15 protein-coding genes are annotated in these 19,823 nt (G+C 36.7%); 2 read left to right on the top strand and 13 right to left on the bottom strand.

Annotated elements, in window-relative coordinates:
- Positions 1–80 precede the first annotated feature (80 nt).
- The 13 genes from fdhF to T335_RS0105750 all read right to left on the bottom strand — a co-directional run bounded on the left by fdhF (position 81) and on the right by T335_RS0105750 (position 17,980).
- Positions 81–2,753, bottom strand: a complete 2,673-nt coding sequence (fdhF, locus tag T335_RS21920; RefSeq protein WP_084281021.1) for a formate dehydrogenase subunit alpha — start codon at positions 2,751–2,753, stop codon at positions 81–83.
- A gap of 68 nt (positions 2,754–2,821) precedes the next feature.
- The gene (gene nuoF, locus T335_RS0105805) at positions 2,822–4,729 is read right to left on the bottom strand and encodes an NADH-quinone oxidoreductase subunit NuoF (RefSeq protein WP_084281019.1); all 1,908 of its coding nucleotides are present in this window, start codon (positions 4,727–4,729) and stop codon (positions 2,822–2,824) included.
- 27 nt (positions 4,730–4,756) lie between these two features.
- A complete protein-coding gene (locus tag T335_RS0105800; RefSeq protein ID WP_026476696.1) occupies positions 4,757–5,230 on the bottom strand; it encodes an NADH-quinone oxidoreductase subunit NuoE family protein in 474 nt (157 codons plus the stop codon).
- Positions 5,231–5,689: 459 nt separating this feature from the next.
- Entirely contained in the window at positions 5,690–6,901 is a 1,212-nt protein-coding gene (gene hydF, locus T335_RS0105795; protein ID WP_026476695.1) for a [FeFe] hydrogenase H-cluster maturation GTPase HydF, read from the bottom strand.
- Positions 6,898–8,199, bottom strand: a complete 1,302-nt coding sequence (gene hydE, locus T335_RS0105790; RefSeq protein WP_034327805.1) for a [FeFe] hydrogenase H-cluster radical SAM maturase HydE — start codon at positions 8,197–8,199, stop codon at positions 6,898–6,900. The genes hydF and hydE overlap by 4 nt, the downstream gene beginning before the upstream one ends.
- 23 nt (positions 8,200–8,222) lie before the next feature.
- Complete coding sequence (hydG, locus tag T335_RS0105785) at positions 8,223–9,596, bottom strand: [FeFe] hydrogenase H-cluster radical SAM maturase HydG (protein ID WP_026476693.1); 1,374 nt, start codon at positions 9,594–9,596, stop codon at positions 8,223–8,225.
- Positions 9,597–9,624: 28 nt separating this feature from the next.
- Positions 9,625–9,870 carry a TM1266 family iron-only hydrogenase system putative regulator gene (locus T335_RS0105780; RefSeq protein WP_026476692.1) on the bottom strand — a complete coding sequence of 82 codons (246 nt, stop codon included), beginning with the start codon at positions 9,868–9,870 and terminating at the stop codon, positions 9,625–9,627.
- Positions 9,871–10,201: 331 nt separating this feature from the next.
- A complete protein-coding gene (locus T335_RS20010) occupies positions 10,202–11,992 on the bottom strand; it encodes an NADH-dependent [FeFe] hydrogenase, group A6 (RefSeq protein WP_051569161.1) in 1,791 nt (596 codons plus the stop codon).
- Positions 11,993–12,032: 40 nt separating this feature from the next.
- A complete protein-coding gene (nuoF, locus tag T335_RS0105770; RefSeq protein WP_026476691.1) occupies positions 12,033–13,823 on the bottom strand; it encodes an NADH-quinone oxidoreductase subunit NuoF in 1,791 nt (596 codons plus the stop codon).
- 25 nt (positions 13,824–13,848) lie between these two features.
- A complete protein-coding gene (locus tag T335_RS0105765) occupies positions 13,849–14,217 on the bottom strand; it encodes a (2Fe-2S) ferredoxin domain-containing protein (protein ID WP_026476690.1) in 369 nt (122 codons plus the stop codon).
- Positions 14,218–14,236: 19 nt separating this feature from the next.
- Positions 14,237–14,710, bottom strand: a complete 474-nt coding sequence (locus T335_RS0105760; RefSeq protein ID WP_026476689.1) for an NADH-quinone oxidoreductase subunit NuoE family protein — start codon at positions 14,708–14,710, stop codon at positions 14,237–14,239.
- A 650-nt stretch (positions 14,711–15,360) separates the two neighbouring features.
- The gene (locus tag T335_RS0105755; protein ID WP_026476688.1) at positions 15,361–17,142 is read right to left on the bottom strand and encodes a M3 family oligoendopeptidase; all 1,782 of its coding nucleotides are present in this window, start codon (positions 17,140–17,142) and stop codon (positions 15,361–15,363) included.
- A gap of 256 nt (positions 17,143–17,398) precedes the next feature.
- The gene (locus T335_RS0105750; protein WP_026476687.1) at positions 17,399–17,980 is read right to left on the bottom strand and encodes a TetR/AcrR family transcriptional regulator; all 582 of its coding nucleotides are present in this window, start codon (positions 17,978–17,980) and stop codon (positions 17,399–17,401) included.
- A gap of 143 nt (positions 17,981–18,123) precedes the next feature.
- On the opposite strand from T335_RS0105750, the gene T335_RS0105745 reads away from it, so the two are divergent.
- Positions 18,124–19,008, top strand: coding sequence for an ABC transporter ATP-binding protein (locus T335_RS0105745; RefSeq protein WP_026476686.1), 885 nt, complete (start codon positions 18,124–18,126; stop codon positions 19,006–19,008).
- Positions 19,005–19,808: an ABC transporter permease subunit gene (locus T335_RS0105740; protein WP_026476685.1), complete on the top strand. Its 804-nt coding sequence runs from the start codon at positions 19,005–19,007 to the stop codon at positions 19,806–19,808. The genes T335_RS0105745 and T335_RS0105740 overlap by 4 nt, the downstream gene beginning before the upstream one ends.
- Positions 19,809–19,823 lie beyond the last annotated feature (15 nt).

Genomic DNA, 19,823 nt, shown 5'->3' with positions numbered 1-19,823 from the left:
ATCTTTGGTCAAAGGTAAAGGGACAAGAACCCTTTCAGAATCCCTATCCCCTTATGGTACAACAAAAGATTTTAATCCACTTAAGCTAATTTCTCTATATTAACTCCCGTTACTTTAAGTCCTGGAATTTTAACATATTGATCTAATTCCTCTCCATTGGTTAATATATTTGCTCCCTCAGCATAATGGAAGGGTATAAATACTACCTTTTCTCCTACAATTTCGCTGACCCTTGCCTTGGTTTTAATTTCACCCCTTGGGGAGGTTACTTTTACAATTTCACCCTCTTTAATATTTAAAGCTTCTGCTAAAGAAGGATTAATTTCAATGTAACATTCACCAGCCTTTTCGTTAATCCCATCGGTTTTACCCGTCATGGTTGTCGTATGATATTGATATAAGTTACGACCAGTCGTTAAGATATAAGGATATTCCTCTTTGTTCTCTTCACTAGAAGGTATATAGTCCACCGCCTTAAATAATCCAGCTCCCCTTGCAGGTTTTCCAACATGAAGAACTTTAGTACCAGGATGGTCTTCTGTTGGGCAAGGCCATTGGATCCCTACTTCTGCAATCCTTTCGTAGGTAATTCCTGCATACTGGGGAGTAACCTCTCTAATTTCATTGAAGATCTCTTCGGTGTTATGATATTTTTTCCCATATCCTAGTACATTCATCAATTCCATCAAAATTACCCAATCTGGTTTTGCTTCACCAGGAGCCTCCACTGCCTTTCTAACCCTTTGAACCCTTCTTTCAGTATTGACGAAGGTCCCTTCCTTCTCTGCAAAACTGGCGGCAGGTAAAACAACATCTGCCAATTCAGCTGTTTCTGTTAAGAATATATCCTGCACCACTAGGAAGGTCTTACTTAAGGCTTTCCTTACATGGTTGGTGTCTGGGTCTGAAACCATTGGGTTTTCACCGAAGATATAGAGCATTTTAATATCTCCATGACTTGCTCCATGCATGGCCTCTGGAATGGTTAAGCCTGGTTTACTACTTAATTTAACATTCCAAGCCTTTTCAAATTTCTCAATTACTTCTGGATTAACCACCGACTGGTATCCCGTTAATACGTTAGGTAATGCCCCCATATCGCAGGCTCCCTGTACGTTATTCTGTCCTCTAAGGGGATTTAAACCAGTAGATTCCTTTCCTAAATTCCCTGTCATCAAGGCTAAGTTAGATAAACTCATTACTGTTTCTGTTCCATTATGATGTTGGGTGATCCCCATACAATATAAGATACTGGCTTTTGATGCTTCTCCATAAATTCTTGCTGCTTTTCTAATATCTTCAGCAGCTACCCCACAAATCTCTGCTACCTTTTCTGGGGTGTAGTCCTTCACTTTTTTAGCAAATTTATCAAATTCTTCTGTATTAGCTTTAATGTATTCTTTATCCTCTATGCCTTCTTCTAAAATGACATGGGCCATCCCATTACTTAGGGCAATACTGGTGCCTGGTTTTATTTGCAAGAAAACATCGGCATCTTTAGCCAATTCAATTTCCCTTGGGTCTGCCACAATTAATTTTGCTCCACGATTAATCGCCTGCTTTACCTTAGCTCCAATTACGGGATGACTTTCGGTGGTGTTTGACCCCGTGATGAAGATGGCATCAGCATCAATAATTTCTCCAATACTATTTGTCATGGCTCCACTTCCAACTGTAGTTGCAAGACCTGCAACTGTAGAACTATGTCAGAGGCGGGCACAATGATCTACATTGTTGGTTCCCACGACAGCCCTCATCAGCTTTTGCATAAGATAGTTTTCTTCTGTTAATGCCCTTGCAGAGGAAAAACCTGCGATTGCATCGGCCCCATCCTTTGTCTTAATTTCATTAATTTGATCTGCGATCACTTGATAGGCCTCTTCCCATGTGGCTTCAACTAATTTACCCTCTTTTCTTACTAAAGGCTTTTTTAGTCTATTAGGATGGTTAATAAAATTAAAGGCAAACTTTCCTTTAACACATAATAAACCATCATTAGGTACTGCCATAACAGGGTCTATCCCAACTACTGAGTTTTCTTTAACAACAAGATCCATCTGGCATCCAACCCCACAATAGGAGCAGGTTGTTCTAACAGTTCTAGTTTCCCAATACCTAAACTTTTCTTTACTCTTTGGCATTAATGCCCCTACAGGGCAGACCGAAACGCAGTTTCCACAAGAAACACAGGTGGAATGCGCTAAACCTTCATTAAAAGGTGTTGCAATATGGGTTGGAAAGCCCCTTTCAGCAAATCCAATTGCATTTGTTCCTTGTAGCTGAGAACAGACATAGACACATTTTCCACACAGGATACATTTGTTTTGATCACTATAATAAAAGGGATTAGACTCATCTATTGGATGGCATTTTTTAGCTCCCCTATGGGTGGTCTCTTTGACGTCATACTTAAAACAAAGGTCTTGCAACGTACATCTACCAGACTTTTCACAGGTTAAACAATCTAGTGGATGGTTTGCTAATATTAAATCTAAAATCTCCCGTCTGGTTTCTACTACTTCCTTACTTTCTGTTTGAATGTTCATCCCCTCTGCAACGGGTGTTGTACAGGCAGTAGGAAGATTTCTTCCCCCTTCTAGCTCTACAACACAAATTCTACAAGACCCATGGGGCACTAATCTTGGGTCATGGCAAAAGGTGGGGATCTTAACTCCTACTTTTGTAGCAGCTTCGAGGATCGTTGAACCCTCTTCTGCTTCAACTTCTAGTCCATTTATTTTTAAGGTAATCATCCTTTATCCTCCTTATGATTAATCTCACCGATTCATTATGGATTGTGCTTAGTCTGAACAATTAGCCATTAGCCCTTTTTAATTGCCTTAAATGGACAGGCCGCCATACAGGCACCACATTTTACGCAATCTTCTTGTCTAATTACATATACTTCCTTACCCTTAACCCCATCAATACAGCTGGTTGGGCATTTTTTAGCACAGATTCCACACTTCTTACATAGTTCTGGAATAACCATATATTGTAATAGAGCCTGACAAACCCCTGCTGGGCATTTTTTATCCTTTACATGGGCTTCATACTCATGTCTAAAGTAATGTAGGGTTGATAAAACTGGATTTGGTGCTGTTTGACCTAATCCACATAGGGATGCCGATTTAATCGTCTTTGCCATCGACTGTAATTTATCTAAGTCGCTAAGTTCTCCTTCTCCGTCAGCAATTCTTTCTAATATTTCTAACATCCTCTTTGTACCCTCACGACATGGGGTACACTTCCCACAGGATTCTTCAACGGTAAAGTCTAAGAAGAATCTTGCGATATCCACCATACAATTGTCTTCATCCATTACGATCATACCACCAGAACCCATCATTGAGCCTAATGAAATTAAGTTATCATAATCAATTGGAGTCTCTAGGTAGTTGGCAGGAATACATCCCCCCGAAGGTCCTCCTGTTTGAACTGCCTTAAACTTCTTTCCGTTGGGTATTCCCCCACCAATATCATAGATGACCTCTTTAAGGGTTGTTCCCATGGCGATTTCCACCAAACCTGTATTGTTAATCTTTCCTCCTAAGGCAAAAACCTTTGTGCCTTTAGACTTTTCTGTCCCCATATTGGCAAACCAGTCTGCACCCTTTAATATGATCTGGGGTACATTGGCGTAGGTTTCAACATTATTTAGTAAAGTTGGTTTGTTCCATATTCCCTTATGGGCAGGAAAAGGCGGCCTTGGTCTTGGCATTCCTCGTTTACCTTCTATTGAATTAATAAGAGCAGTTTCTTCTCCACAAACAAAGGCACCTGCCCCTAAACGTATCTCTAAATCAAAGTTAAATCCTGTACCTAAAATATCCTTACCTAGTAAACCAATTTCTCTTGCTTGGTCAATAGCAATTTGCAATCGACTTACCGCAATTGGATATTCTGCTCTAATATAGACATAACCCATATCAGAACCCACGGCATAGGCAGCAATAGCCATTGCTTCTATAACGGCATGGGGGTCTCCCTCTAAAACAGAACGATCCATAAAGGCCCCAGGGTCACCTTCATCGGCGTTACAGGCAACGTACTTTTGGTCACCCTTGGCTTTAGCTGTAAAGTCCCACTTTAAGCCAGCTGGGAAACCGCCGCCACCCCGTCCCCTTAGTCCAGAGCGCTTCATTTCATCAATAACTCCTTCTGGAGTCATTTCAGTTAAAACCTTTGCTAAAGCCTTATATCCATCTAGGGCAATATATTCATAGATATTTTCAGGGTCTATTGCCCCACAGTTTCTTAGGGCAACTCGCTTTTGTTTTTTATAAAAGTCTACTTCGTGAAAGGGTTTAATTTCGTCCTGTTTAATTGCCCCCTTATAGAGTAGGTCTTTTACGATATTCCCTTCAATCAAATGGTTTTCTACTATTTTTTCTATATCCTCTGGATTAACCCTACTATAGAAGGTTCCATCGGGGTGGGTTATAATAATTGGCCCTGCTTCACATAAGCCAAAACATCCCGTTTTAATCACTTTAATTTCTTCAGTAAGTTGGTGTTTTTTCAGTTCTTCATCCAATTTACCAATAATCTTTTGACAACCGGAAGAAGTACATCCTGTTCCACCACAAACCATTACATGGTTTTTCTCCTTATGTTTCTTGTCTTCATCGCTTTTGTCTATATGCTTTTCATCAACAGAGTTCAGCCTTATATTGATTTTTTCTAACCCTCGTTGGCAAGCTTGTTCTAATTCTTGAATGGATTTCATATTACTGCCCCCTTTACAATGATCTTCTTAATATTTGGCAACAATACCAGGTACATCTCCTACTACTAATCTACCATATACATCTTCGTTAACCGTTAATACTGGTGCTAAACCACAGGCCCCTATACATCTGGTGGCCTCCAACGAAAACTTCCCATCTGGGGATGTTCCTCCTACTGAAGCCCCTGTTAGTTCTGCCACTTTATCTAAAATTGGCTGAGCATTTTTGACGTAACAGGCCGTCCCTAAACAGACCCCTATAACATATTCTCCCCTTGGTTCTAGGGTGAACTGAGAATAAAAGGTTACGACACCATAAATTTCACTTAAGGGCACCCCTAACTCTTCGGAAATCCTCTTTTGAACTTCCAGCGGTATACATCCAAAGATTTTTTGAGCTTCATGAAGCACAGGCATTAATGCCCCTTTCTTTCCCCGATTCAACTGGATAGTTTTATGTAGCCTAAGAAAGTTTTCTTCTGTTAAAATGTTTTTTGCCATAATGAACCTCCTTTAAAAATGATGATATCAATTTTATTTTCATTTATAATCTTTAATCCGATCTTAAAAACGATCTGACCTGAAAACCTTTCCATGTTTAACTTAGTTAAATATTTAACATTTTCCCATTCTTATAATTTTCTGTGTTATGGTAAAACATTGTCTTAACATAAAAAACTTTACTTCTTCTGATCAAGAAGTAACGTAGTCAACTGAACCTTTTGAAATATCCCAATTTGTTAGTTTGTAATAATGGCTATATTTCAATACATTTAAACATTATGAGCTTATTATATATTAAATTCGTTATTTTTTCAATGTGATTAATATAAATAATCTTTAGACTATTCTTATTAATTCAAAGCCATTATTAGTAATAATATACAAAAGTTTTCTATTTCCCTTTTAAATATTGATAAAAAAAAGACAATCTTTTTACACTCAGATTGTCTTTTCTACTTAAATTTCTTTAATTATTAATTTAAAGGGTTCTAATGCTCGATCTAAAATTCCTGTTACATCAGCAATTAATACTCCGTAGTTTACCATAGGAACACCTGCTGCCTTAGCTCGACTAATTCGATTTAACATTTCTCTACGATTATGCATACAGGAACCACAGTGGACAATTAACTTATATTTCGTTAAATCTTCTTCAAACTTTGTACCTGCCACCCATGAAAATTTCAATTTCCCACCAATTCTTCTTTGCAACCAGTTAGGAATCTTTACAGTTCCTATATCATCTTCTTGTCGATGATGGGTACATCCCTCTGCAATTAAAACTTCATCCCCTTCTTGCAGATTTTCTATTGCCTTAACTCCCTTAACTAATTCTTCTAAATCTCCCTTATGCCTTGCAAATAATATGGAAAAGGAGGTTAGGGGAATTTCCCTCGGTAATATTTTCGATACCACACTAAAGGCTTGAGAGTCGGTTACTACAAGGTCTGGAGGCCTACTTAATCTACCTAAGGCATCTTCTAATTCAGATTCTTTACAAACCACCATAAAGGCATCATGGTCAAGAATGTCTCGAATTGCTTGTACTTGTGGTAAAATCATTCTCCCTTTTGGGGCGGCAGAATCTATGGGGGTTACTAAAACAACAACATCTCCTTTTTTAACTAACCCATCCATTAGGGAAATTTCAACTTCCTTAGGGGCGGTCTCAATAATTTTCTCTTTAAGTCTATCGATTCCTTCCCCATTTTTTGCACTAACCTCTACAAAAGGATAGTTTTGATTTTCCTTTTCTCTTCTCTTTTCTGTTGTAGCTTCCTGTATATCAGATTTATTTTCTACTACAACAATGGGAATGTTTTTTTCTTTTATGGTCTCTATAATTTCTTTTTCATAGCTGCCGATCCCATACTCCTTTGTGGTTACGATTAGGGCTAGATCGGTTTTATTTAAAACCTCTTTTGTTTTTTCAATTCTTAGCTCACCGATCATACCAACATCGTCAATCCCTGCTGTATCAATAATTAGTACTGGCCCAATGGGTAAAATCTCCATTGCCTTATAGACAGGGTCAGTAGTTGTCCCTGCTAAGTCTGATACGAGGGCTATATCCTGATTGGTTAGGGCATTAATTAAGCTAGATTTCCCTACATTTCTTCTTCCAAATAGGGCTATGTGTAATCTATTACCTCTGGGGGTTTGATTCATACCGATACCTCCTCATTAAGAACTAGGTATTTTGGCAGTCTTCTGCCCGCTTCCTTTATTGCTTCTATTGCAGAATCTAAATCGATCATATTTTTATTGCTATAGATTTGATAATTTAACCGATACTTTGGTGGGGTGGAAATTAGCATTAAACTATTGGCCCCTGCCTGAAGGGCCTTTCGTTGTCCATCAGGATCAATTGATGCAAGGGCTGTTGTTGCAGGAATAAATACATTTTTACAAACGAGACGGGTTACCGCCACAGCCTTTAAGGTCATTTCCACACTACCTTGGGGGTACTTTTCAAAAGGCGTACCTTTGGCTGGTATAAAGGGACCTATGCCAATCATATGGATTCCCATTTCTTTAAAGAATAAAATATCTTCTGCAATATCCTCTGGTCTTTGGCCTGGTAGTCCAATCATATTACCAGAAGCGTTTACATAACCTAACTCCTTTAACCATTGGGCACATTGCTTCCTTACTTGTAGGTCATCATCGGGATGAATAAATTGAAATATTTCTGGGTTGGTAGTTTCAATTTTAAGAAGATAATTGTTGGCTCCAGCCTTCTTTAAAGCTGCGTATTCTTCATAGCTTCTCTCCCCAACACTTAAGGTAATTCCCATCTTTGTTTCCCTTTTAATTCTTTTTATCAGTTGAATTAATAGATCGACGGTGTAGTAATCATCTTCTCCCGACTGAAGCACCACTGTTTTAATACCTGTTTTGTGGAGTTGATGGACTGCCTCCATAATTTCATCCTCTGTCATACGATATCGATTGGGTACAGAGCAACCATTTCGTATGCCACAATAATGACAGCTCTTATTACAGTAGTTTGAAAATTCGATAGCTGCCCGTACCTCTACTACATCCCCAACAATTTCCTTCCTCATTCTGTCTGCTGTTTCGAATAATACTTTCTTCTCACTGCCTTCCACCTTTAGAAGGTAGGTGATTTCTTCCTTTGATAAAGTCTCACCGGTTTCAACCTTTTTCATAATGTCCTTGAAGGGTTGAGAAATAACTGTATTTTTTAAACTCTCCATCAATCCACTTAGTTTTCGAATTTCATGGGGAAAGATTCCCTTTACTGCAAAGTTATGATCCATTAAAATTTTTTCTGCTATTTCCTTATCCTTATGGGAAATTGCGATTGCCGTACTACAGATGGAGCCATATTCACTGGGGGTTGGAATTAAATCTGTTGTAACATTTAAAGCCTTTAAAAGGCTGTCTGCCCTTAGCATTTGACTTGTAGAATAGCATATAATGATATATTGCTGATTACTCATATCTATCTCCTCCATCTGTTTTTCTAAAAGAAAAGATCCCGTTTACCTTCTTCAATTTCCTTTAATCTTTGAAGGGTAATTTCGTATAGTCGATCATTTTCAATTTCTTTTAGGGCCTTTTCAATTAAAACATTTCCCTGTTCATTAGTCGTGTCACTTCCATAGTCTAACAAGTGTTCTTTAAAGGTAAGGATGGCGTTGGACTGACAAAACTCATGAATTTCTGCCTCTTTTGCTAAATTCATAAAGGCTTCCCCTGTTCGGTTTGCACGATAACAGGCTGTACAAAAGCTGGGGAGATATCCCTGTTGGCAAATCACCTGTAATATTTCATCTAATTTTCTTTCATCACTAGTTTCAAATTGCGTTGCTTCTTTGTCTTCTTCTCCATATCCTCCTGGGTTAGTTTTAGACCCAGCCGACATCTGAGAAACTCCTAAGCTTAATAGGGCATCTCTTAATTCTACTGACTCTCTGGTGGATAAAATAATGCCAGTGTAGGGTAGGGTTAATCGATAAACTGCCACAACCTTTTTAAAATCTTCATCCTTTACTTCATAGGGTACTTCCTTAATGGCTGAATCGTTGGCAGGTCTTAATCTCGGTACAGATATAGTATGGGGACCTACATGATATTTATCATCCATATATTGTGAATGCATTAGGGTGGCCAATACATCAAAACGATAGTCATATAAGCCTAGTAAAACGCCAATACCGAAGTCGTCTATCCCTGCCTCCATAGCCCTTTCTATGGCAGTCAAACGGTAGTCATAATCCTTCTTACTTCCAGATGGGTGCATTTTTCCGTAGGTTTCTCGATGATAGGTTTCTTGGAAAATTTGATAGGTTCCAATCCCTACTTCCTTTAACTTCTTAAAGTCTTCAACCTCCATTGGGGCAGCATTAACATTTATTCTTCTAATATCCGTCTCTTTATAGATGGCCTCTAAAGCTTCTGTAATATGGTTAATTGAGGTCTTTTTAGGATCTTCTCCGCACACTAACAATAGTCTCTTATGCCCCTGTTCTACAATTACCTTAGCTTCATCAACAATTTCTTTTGTGGTTAAGGTTTTTCTGTGGAGATGTTTATTAGCTACTCTAAACCCACAATATAGGCAGTTATTTGTACATTCGTTGCTGGTATAAAGGGGTGTAAAAATAACTACCCGCTTTCCATAGATTTTTTCCTTCACAAATTGGGCTGCCTCCATCAATGAATTTAATATTTCTGGATCCTCCACCATTAACAACGAAGCTGCTTCCTTAAGGTTTAGACCATGGCCTTCCTTTGCCTTTTCAATTATTGCTAGAACTTCTTCCTTTGTGGAAGTACTCCCTTCTTTTATTAATTGATGTATTTTACCTTCATTGATGATCTCATGGGTATTCATAGCTTTTACCTCCTTAGATTCTTCGGTCTTATTTTTTAGTTAGGGCACTTTTCACTGTTACGCCCTCTAATCTGCCAAGTTTTCCTGTTAAAGCTCCAATTTCATCTGTTGTTCCATCTACGATCAAGGAAATAATACTTACTTGTTTTTCCTTATAGGGGACTCCCATCCTTCCAACAATACTTTCAGCAAAATTACTTAGAAGCTTATTTACATCATCAATTACCTTTTTATCTTCTACAATAATGGCCACCACACCAATTCTCTTTTCCATTTTCCACCCTCCAAATAGACCTTCTTTTTTTACTATCTTGATAAGGAAAACTAAATTATCTAAAGAAAATTAAATTACCTAAAGAAAATTAATCGCTAAATCTACATTTGTGCTAATGCCAATGGAATCTACTTTACTTAATATTCATGGCAAATAGTTAAAAAACATCAAAAAAACTTTCCTAAAAGGATAGGAAAGTTTTTTATTTTATCATTAAACCTTCTTCGCCTTTTGCTCAGATTAAATCCTTGCCTTTAGGGAAATTACCGATCATTTTCTCCTTCCAAGGAAAAGGTTCCTTGGTTAGATTTCATTTCGATCTTGTTTAACCTTATGAAATTTTATGTTGTTCTTCAACTACAACTGAGTCTTCCTTAGAAGTTGGATATTGCTCCCTCTCCACATAATGGGTGTGAAGTAGCTCATGGGCTTTATGTCCATTTGGTTTTCCTAAATAAGTGTCATATAGTTCTTTAATTAATGGATTTTTATGGGACTTTCTAAATTCCATTTTCGTATCTTCTTCGTAAAGAGCTTTTGCCCGCTCTATTCTGATGTCATATTCCATTCTTTGTTTAGCCGTTACATGGGGTTGCCCTCCACCAGCTACACATCCACCACTACAACCCATCATTTCGATGAAGTGGTATTCTCTTTCACCATTCTTAACCATTTCTAGAAGTTTCGCCGCTTGAGCAGTTCCGTGGGCAATGGCAATTCTAATGGTGTTTCCTCCAAGGGTTACTTCCGCTTCCTTAATCCCTTCAACACCTCTAATGTTGTTATACTCAAATTGCTCTAAATCTTTTCCTTCTAACACATCAGCTACAGTTCTTAGGGCTGCCTCCATAACTCCACCAGTTGCACCGAAGATTACCCCTGCTCCTGTATAGGTGCCTAAAGCTGAATCAAAATCAGCATCCTCTAACTTTAAGAAGTCTATTCTTGCCTGTTTTATCATTTTTGCCAATTCTCTTGTGGTTAATACTGCATCGACATCTCTTAATCCATTAACTTCTAGTTCTGGACGGGCAACTTCTGACTTTTTAGATGTACAAGGCATAATAGAAACCATAAAGATTTTTTTAGGATCTACATTATTTTTTTCTGCATAATAGCTTTTTACAATTGCTCCCAACATTTGATGGGGAGACTTACAGGTTGAAAGATTTGGTAAAAACTCTGGATAATTAAACTCACAATATCTTACCCAACCTGGCGAACAGGAAGTGATCATTGGTAGAGTTCCTTTGTTTTGAAGACGGTGCAATAATTCATGACCTTCTTCCATAATAGTTAAGTCTGCCGCATAGTTTGTATCAAATACTTTGCTAAAACCAAGTCGCTTAAGGGCAGATACCATTTTGCCTGTAACTCTTGATCCAATTGGTAATCCAAACTCTTCTCCTAAAGCTGCTCTAACTGCAGGTGCTGTTTGAACCACTACATGAAGATCTGGATCTTCAATTGCATCCCAAACTCTATCAATATCTTCCTTTTCCTTTAAGGCTGCCACTGGACAGGCTACAATACACTGACCACAGTAGATACATGGAGCTTGGTCCATACTCATATTAAAGGCTGGGGATACTTGGGTTTCAAACCCTCTATTTGTAAAATCTAATATTCCAATTTCCTGTTGATTTTTACATACATTAACGCATCTGCCACATAGGATACATTTACTTGAGTCCCTCACGATTGAAGTAGAAAAAGCATCTATTGTTGTTTCAGACTTATCTCCTTCGAAGGGAATTTCAGTAATATTCATTTCTTCTGCTAAACTTTGAAGCTCACAATTTTTATTTCTTGAACAAGTTAAACATTCTCTATTATGATTTGATAGGATTAACTCTACTGTCGATTTTCTTGCATCTCTTAGTTTTTTAGTATTGGTTTTAACAACCATTCCTTCTGCTACAGGGAACACACAAGAAGCTTGAAGACCTCTACTTCCCTCTACCTCTACTAAACAAACCCTACAGGCACCAATTGCATTTATATCCTTAAGATAGCAAAGACTTGGTATATCCACTCCTGCTACTCTAGCCGCTTCAAGAACTGTAGTACCTTTGGGAACTTCTACTTGTATTTGATCTATGGTTAAAGTAATTTTTTCCAAATGAAGCACTCCTTTCAATTTGAGATGAAACCCTTTTTACCTATCTTTTAGCAATAGATTTAAAAGGACACTTATCAATACAAACACCACATTTAATACACTTATCTTGGTCGATTTGATGAAGTAACTTCTTCTCTCCAACGATTGCATCGACAGGACATGCCTTCTTACAGATACCGCATCCCTTACAGCTTTCATCAATTGTGATGCTTAATAGAGATTGACACACCCCAGCTGGACACTTCTTTTCACGTATATGGGCTTCAAATTCTTCTCTGAAATATTTTAAAGTTGATATAACTGGATTTGGAGCCGTTTGACCTAAACCACATAATGAAGATACCTTAATGTTTTCTGCCAAACGCTCAAGTTTTTCGATATCTTCTAGTTCACCTTTACCTTCAGTAATTCGATCTAGAATTTCTAGCATACGTTTTGTACCAATTCTACAAGGTGGGCATTTTCCACAGGATTCTTCAACCGTAAAGTCTAAGAAGAATCTTGCAATATCCACCATACAATTCTCTTCGTCCATAACAATCATTCCACCAGAACCCATCATAGATCCTAATGCAATTAAATTATCATAGTCAATTGGTGTATCAAGGTAGTCGCCTGGAATACATCCACCAGATGGTCCTCCTGTTTGTACAGCTTTAAAGGCCTTACCATTTGGAATACCTCCACCGATATCATAAATTACTTCTCTTAAGGTAGTTCCCATTGCAATTTCAACTAATCCCGTATTGTTGATTTTTCCACCTAGGGCAAAAACCTTAGTTCCTTTTGATTTTTCTGTTCCTATATTTGCAAACCATTCTGCACCATTTAAAATAATTTGTGGTACGTTGGCATAGGTTTCTACGTTATTTAATAGGGTTGGCTTATCCCAAATTCCTTTTACAGCTGGGAATGGTGGTCTTGGTCTAGGCATCCCACGTTTACCTTCTATTGAGTTAATTAAAGCTGTTTCTTCTCCACAAACGAAGGCTCCCGCACCTAATCTAATTTCCATATCAAAATTAAAGTCTGTTCCAAAGATGTTCTTACCTAGTAAACCAACTCTTCTTGCTTCTTTAATTGCAATATCTAATCGATCTACAGCAATTGGATACTCAGCTCTAATGTATACATAACCCATGTCTGCTCCAACTGCATAACCAGCTATAGCCATAGCTTCAATAATTGCGTGGGGGTCGCCCTCTAGCACCGAACGATCCATGAAGGCACCTGGGTCACCTTCGTCGGCATTACAGGCAACATATTTTTGGTCTCCCTCTGCCTTTGCTGTAAATTCCCACTTAAGTCCTGAAGGGAATCCTCCACCTCCACGACCCCTTAGTCCTGACTTTTTAATTTCATCAATAACATCTTGAGGCTTCATTTCAGTTAGTACTTTTCCTAGAGCCTTATATCCATCAAAGGCAATATATTCTTCAATTGATTCTGGGTTAATAACACCACAGTTTCTTAAAGCAACCCTGTGTTGTTTTTTGTAGAAGTCTACTTCGTCTACCGATTTAATTTGGTCTTCTACAATCGCATCTTTATATAATAAGTCTTTGACGATTCTTCCCTTTAATAAATGTTCTTCAACGATTTTTTCAACGTCCTTCTCTTCAACTCGACTGTAGAAGGAACCCTCTGGATAAACAATTACGATGGGACCAGCTTCACAAAGACCAAAACATCCAGTCTTTACTACTTGTATTTCTTTTTTCATTTCATGCTTTTCTAACTGTTCATCTAACTTATTAATTATTTTTTGACATCCAGAAGATGTACAACCTGTTCCTCCACATACTAACACGTGGGATCTCATTAATTCCATTGTTTAACCCCCTTATCTCTGGCTATTATTTTTCATAAGCTCCAATAGTAAATTCATCCACTACTTTTCCATTAACAATATGTTCTAATATAACCCTTTGAGCCTTTTCTGGTGTCATTTCTACATAGGTGGTTTTTCCTTCACCTTCTTTGTAGACTTCAACAATTGGCTCTAGACGGCATACACCAATACATCCTGTTTGGGTTACAACAACGTCTTGTAATTTTCTTTTCTGAACTTCTCCTAATAATCCCATAAGCACCGGTCTTGCTCCAGCAGTAATTCCACAGGTGGCCATTCCTACAACGATTCTAGTACCTTTTCTATCGGTTCTAATACTTACCTTTTCCAATGCCTGTTGGCGAATTTGCTCTAGTTCTTGTAAAGATTTCATTTTAAAATGCCCCCTTTTTTTAATATTTAGCAACTATGCCAGGTACATCCCCTACCACTAATCTTCCATATACATCTTCATTTACCGTAAGTACAGGAGCTAGACCACAGGCCCCAATACATCTTGTAGCTTCAAGAGAAAACTTTCCATCTGCTGAGGTTCCACCAACTGGTGCTCCCGTTAGCTCACTAATCTTATCAATGATTGGTTGTGCATTTTTAACATAACAGGCTGTACCTAAACAAACTCCAATTACGTATTCTCCTCGTGGCTCTAGAGTGAATTGCGAATAAAAAGTAACTACACCATAAATCTCACTTAAGGGAACTTCTAGTTCATTAGAAACCCTTTTTTGTACTTCCAACGGAATACATCCAAAGATTTTTTGAGCCTCATGTAATACTGGCATCAATGCACCTTTTTTGCCTTTATTAGCCTCAATGATTCCTTCCAATCTCTTGAAGTTTTCTTCAGTAAGAATATTTTTAGCCATATTGCCCCTCCTATTTTTTACATATTTTGATTTTAAGCTTATTGCCAAACGAAATTAATTATTACATAAAATTAATTCTGAATAGTTTAAATCAACTAAATTTTCTACATATAACGATAAAATCCTTCATATTAATTGTGATTTTTTTCCATCGTTTGTTGTTAAATTGTTAACATTCTTTTGCTTAGTGAATCCCATATTTCGACTATCAAAATGTCCTGTTTAGTTTTTAGAAAATTAACTATATTCTGTGAATATTCTTTTTTCATCATTTATACTTTGATTATACACTATATTTCTTATCTTCTGCAATTGTTATTTCAAAAAAAATACTACCTAATTATTAAACTTTGTTAATGTTTTCTCAATAATGTCGAATTTTACCGCAAGATTCCCTGCTTATCGTGTTAATGCTTTATCAACAGATAGAAAAACTTCCAAAGCAGATTTGTAATTTTGATTAATTACAGTTTCTACCTTGGAAGTATCTATCACCCTAAAAGTATTATATTGTTGGGAAAATTGCAGAGGAAACTTCTATAATTTAATAGAATTTACACTACTGCAATTACTGCAAAACAAAAACTTCATTACTTAATCTTCAATGGGTAATATACTATCATATTAAAGTAATTACTCATTTCCAAATGTTATAATCTCTCATTGGCTAACTCAATAAACTTTTCAATATCTTCTTCTATTAATTTTAATGAACTTCTCCAAAAATCTTTAGAAGCTACATCAATTCCAGCCATTTTGGCTACATCTCTAATTGAATTCTTTCCTGTAGCTCTAAGGAGTTGATCGTACTCTTCTACAAAGCTTTCTCCCCGCTTTAAATACTCGCTATAGATCCCAAGGGCAAAAAGCAACCCAAAGGCATAGGGGAAGTTGTAAAAGTTTCGTTCAGCATTATAATAGTGGGATTTATTTATCCACATATATTGATGTAAATAACGATGGTCTAAACCATCTCCATAAGCCACCTTTTGTGCTTCCATCATAAGTTTGTTAAGTTTTTCAACAGATACAGGATACTTCTCCCGTTCCTTAAAAAGGGCTGTTTCAAATAAATAACGACTATAAATATCTACTATAATTTGTCCTGAATGGGAGATTGAACTTTCTAAAATACTAAATGCCTCTTCTTTAGTAGCTTCCTTAAGGGCTGCATTGGTAATAATCGTCTCGGCAAAAATTGAAGCTGTTTCTGCTAAAGGCATTGGATAAGTGGTATTTAAAATGCCTTCATCCACTAAACATGCTCCATGATACCCATGACCTAACTCATGGGCTAAAGTACTGACATTTTTGAAACTACCTGTAAAGTTTAACAAGAATCTACTTTCCTTAATAGGATGTAGATTAAAGCAAAAGGCTCCACCCCTTTTTCCCTTCCTTGGTTCAACATCAATCCAGTTATTTTCTATCGCCTTAGTAGCATAATCAGCTAACTTATCACTAAAGGATCGAAAATGTTTAACAACAAAGGCTGTCGCTTCTTCATAAGTATATTGCTTATTAACTGTCCCCATTGGAGCAAGCAGGTCAAAAAAAGGTAACCCAGCTTCGTGACCTAACAATTCACCCTTCTTGCGATAATATTTTCTAAAGACAGGTAAACTCTCCTCCATTGCTTCTAGCATAGCATTCAACACTTCTTCATCCATTCGGCTCTCTATTAGGGTCTTCTCCAATGGAGACTGATATCCTCTAAGGGCGGCAACCGTAATAACTTCCCCCTTTATTCCATTGAGGGCAGCGGCAGAGGCTTCATCAATCTGTTTATATGCCTCTAGTTCTGCTTCATAAGCTTTTCTTCTCACATTAGGGTCTGAATCATAGGCCATGTTTCTTATACTAGGTAATGGAAGTTCCTTTATTTCTCCTTTAACCTCTATCGGAATCATAAGGGTAGAAGCTAAAAGAGATTGCAGTTTTGTCCAAGCTTTAGCCCCTGTATTACTCATTTTACTTAAAATAATCTCTTCTCCTTCACTGAGAAGATACTTATTTTTTTTCTTGCTTTCTGTTAAAAAAAAGTGATGATCTTTTAGGATTTCTGATGTATTAATAAGCTCTTCTAAATTTTCTAGTTTTCCTAACCACTTTTCAAAAGCTACAATTATTTTTGTTGCTTCGGACTGTATTTTTTCTATTTTGTTTACAGATTGTAATGCAATTTCATTTGTGGCGTCAACTGTTAAGGATAAATATGAAAAGGAATATAAACGATGAAGACGACTCTTTAAATCACTACATTCCCCAACCATATACTCCATCTTCTCAACTGGATTATTAGTACTTTCCAACTCCCTATCTATCCAACTACTTATTTCATCAAATCGTTTTTTTACTTTCACTAAATCCTCTTTAAAACTATCATCTTCAAAGGAGGGGTATAACTCCTTTAAACTCCATTTTAGCTCCATAATAATACCTCCTAATAATTATTTCGATTACATATTATTTCGATTCTCTTATCATTTATTCCTTTAATTATTTATATTAAATTTAAAATAGTCTAAATTATATAACTTTATTCTGTATAAGATGAGTTATTTAGTATTTTAAGTGTTCCTACTTAAAAGAAACAAAGCTGACTTTTACTATAACTTACTCGCCATAAACAAAAAAAATTCCCTTAAAGGGAATATTCAACTTAATTAACTTATATTATTATTATCTTTATTTCTTACCAAACAAACCAAAATAAAATAATTTACTGATACTATTTTTAAATTCTTCACTAGTTTTCAAAAAATTTGGGTCCTTCATAATACCAGTAAATGCCCCTAAGTAGGCCATAAAAGCTTCTATTGATATATCTTGATCAATAACACCTGCATCTTTTCCTTGTTTAAATAATTCTAATAACATCGGAACAGCCTTTGTATTGGCTATTTCATCATAAAGACATTGGATAGCAGGGTCCTCCCATGGTACACTTTGCAGAAACCGATCATCAATTGAGTCCTGGGTTATCTGCTCCATAGAAAAAAATACTTCTATTTTTTCTTGAAAGGGCAAATCTGACTGTAACATTTTATCTACCTCACTTAATTTTCGATCCATGTATCTTTCAAAAACTAAGCGAACAAGGGCATCCTTCGACCCAAAATATTTAAATAAGGTTACTTTAGAGACTCCAGCTAAATTTGCAATTTCTTCGACACTTGTATTGGTAATTCCCTTACTAAAAATCAGCTCTTCAGTTGCCTGTAATATTAGTTCCTTCTTCATTTGTGTTCTTTTTTCGTAGCCGTTCATATTATCACCCATCCATAGTATATCATAAAAATGAACTTTTTACACTTAATTAGTTCATTTTTATATTGACTTTAGATTTTACCATTGATATAATGAACTCATATTTAGGTTTTAGTTCAAAACTTTTTGTGGAGGTGTAAAAAATGATCCAAATTCACCAACTAACTAAATCTTATGGAAATAAAAAAGGAGTCTTTGACCTTTCCTTTGAAGTAAGTAAAGGAGAAGTTTTTGGATATCTTGGTCCTAACGGTGCCGGAAAAACAACAACAATTCGTCATCTTCTAGGTTTTATTAAGCCTGATCAAGGAAGTTGCAAAATTGATGGAATGGACTGTCATAGAGAGGCAGCTATTATTCAAAAAAACCTCGGTTATTTACCTGGAGAAATTGCTTTTTTTGATGATATGACAGGAATTCAATTTTTAAATCTAATGGCAAGTATGAGGGGCTTAAAGGATTTTACCCGAAGAGATGAACTTATCGCTCAATTTGAATTAGATACAAAGGGTAAAATAAGAAAAATGTCAAAGGGAATGAAACAAAAGGTAGGAATTGTTTGTGCCTTTATGCATAACCCAGATATTTTAATTCTAGATGAGCCTACCAGCGGACTTGATCCTCTTATGCAAAATCGATTTATTGAATTAATTAGAGAAGAAAAGACAAAGGGCAGAACAATCATCATGTCTTCCCATAGCTTTGAGGAAGTAGAAAGAACCTGTGACCGTGTTGGAATCATTCGTCAGGGCCGTTTAGTAGCAATTGATGATATTCAGGCGCTAAAGGCCGCCCAAAGGAAACTTTACAGGGTTACTTTTAAAACCACTGATGAAGCAAGTAAGTTTGCAAAGGAAAACCTTACAGTGGAATCAATGTATGAGAATATCGTTAATGTCGCTATAAGTGGTGACCTTTCCCAATTTATTGCCCTATTACCCAATTATAGCGTAACGGGCTTAGATGTGATTACCCAAAGCTTAGAAGATATTTTCATGCACTATTATGGAAGGGAGGGTTCAAAATGATTAGTATGCCCTTACTAAAAGCAACAATTAAGTCTAATTATAAAGTTCTAATTATCTTTATGGTGGTGTTAGCTTTTTATTTTTCAATGATTGTCGGTATGTTTGATCCAGACACCCTTGATTCTATGAATGCCCTTATTGAGTCCCTACCTAAGGACCTAATCAGTGCACTAAACTTTACAATTGTAGACACATCCTTATTAGGTTTTATTGCTGGATATTTTTATGGTTTTCTAATTTTATTATTTCCATTGATTTATTCGATTATAGTGGCTAATCGTACCATTGCAAAGCACGTGGATAAGGGCTCAATGGCCTATTTACTTTCAACACCAAATACAAGGGTAAAAATTGCAGTGACCCAAGGTCTATTTCTTATTGGCAGTATCACTCTATTAATTGCTTTTGTAACCCTAATTGGGATTATTTCTAGTGAAGCCATGTTTCCAGGCGCCCTTGATATTTCAGGATTTTTATTGCTTAATTTAGGTACACTACTTCTTTATTATGCCATTAGTGGAATTGGGTTTATCGCCTCTTGTTTCTTCAATGATACAAATCAATCCCTTGCAGTAGGAGGAGGCATACCAGTAGCATTTTTAATTATTCAAATGTTATCTAACGTAGGAGATCAGCTTTCAAACCTTAAATATGCTACTCTACTAACCCTGTTTAACCCTACAGATATCATCAATAAAGTCAGTGGTTTCGGTACTTCCTTTGTTGCCTTATTTATACTTTCAGTTATCCTCTACAGTGGAGGAATTTATATCTTTAGCAAAAAGGATCTACCTTTATAGCTTTAACACCCTCTA

Origin of the sequence: Alkaliphilus transvaalensis ATCC 700919 (assembly GCF_000621485.1) — a bacterium.
GTDB lineage: Bacteria > Bacillota > Clostridia > Peptostreptococcales > Natronincolaceae > Alkaliphilus > Alkaliphilus transvaalensis.
This window is presented reverse-complemented; position numbering and strand designations above follow the sequence as displayed.

Bases quoted from the DNA above. Each gene is read 5' to 3' on its own strand.
- T335_RS0105780 (WP_026476692.1), bottom strand. From the start codon at position 9,870: ATGGAAAAGAGAATTGGTGTGGTGGCCATTATTGTAGAAGATAAAAAG.
- T335_RS0105750 (WP_026476687.1), bottom strand. From the start codon at position 17,980: ATGAACGGCTACGAAAAAAGAACACAAATGAAGAAGGAACTAATATTA.
- hydG (WP_026476693.1), bottom strand. From the start codon at position 9,596: ATGAATACCCATGAGATCATCAATGAAGGTAAAATACATCAATTAATA.
- hydF (WP_026476695.1), bottom strand. From the start codon at position 6,901: ATGAATCAAACCCCCAGAGGTAATAGATTACACATAGCCCTATTTGGA.
- T335_RS0105745 (WP_026476686.1), top strand. From the start codon at position 18,124: ATGATCCAAATTCACCAACTAACTAAATCTTATGGAAATAAAAAAGGA.
- T335_RS0105760 (WP_026476689.1), bottom strand. From the start codon at position 14,710: ATGGCTAAAAATATTCTTACTGAAGAAAACTTCAAGAGATTGGAAGGA.
- hydE (WP_034327805.1), bottom strand. From the start codon at position 8,199: ATGAGTAATCAGCAATATATCATTATATGCTATTCTACAAGTCAAATG.
- T335_RS0105765 (WP_026476690.1), bottom strand. From the start codon at position 14,217: ATGAAATCTTTACAAGAACTAGAGCAAATTCGCCAACAGGCATTGGAA.
- T335_RS0105755 (WP_026476688.1), bottom strand. From the start codon at position 17,142: ATGGAGCTAAAATGGAGTTTAAAGGAGTTATACCCCTCCTTTGAAGAT.
- T335_RS0105800 (WP_026476696.1), bottom strand. From the start codon at position 5,230: ATGGCAAAAAACATTTTAACAGAAGAAAACTTTCTTAGGCTACATAAA.
- T335_RS0105740 (WP_026476685.1), top strand. From the start codon at position 19,005: ATGATTAGTATGCCCTTACTAAAAGCAACAATTAAGTCTAATTATAAA.
- nuoF (WP_084281019.1), bottom strand. From the start codon at position 4,729: ATGAAATCCATTCAAGAATTAGAACAAGCTTGCCAACGAGGGTTAGAA.
- nuoF (WP_026476691.1), bottom strand. From the start codon at position 13,823: ATGGAATTAATGAGATCCCACGTGTTAGTATGTGGAGGAACAGGTTGT.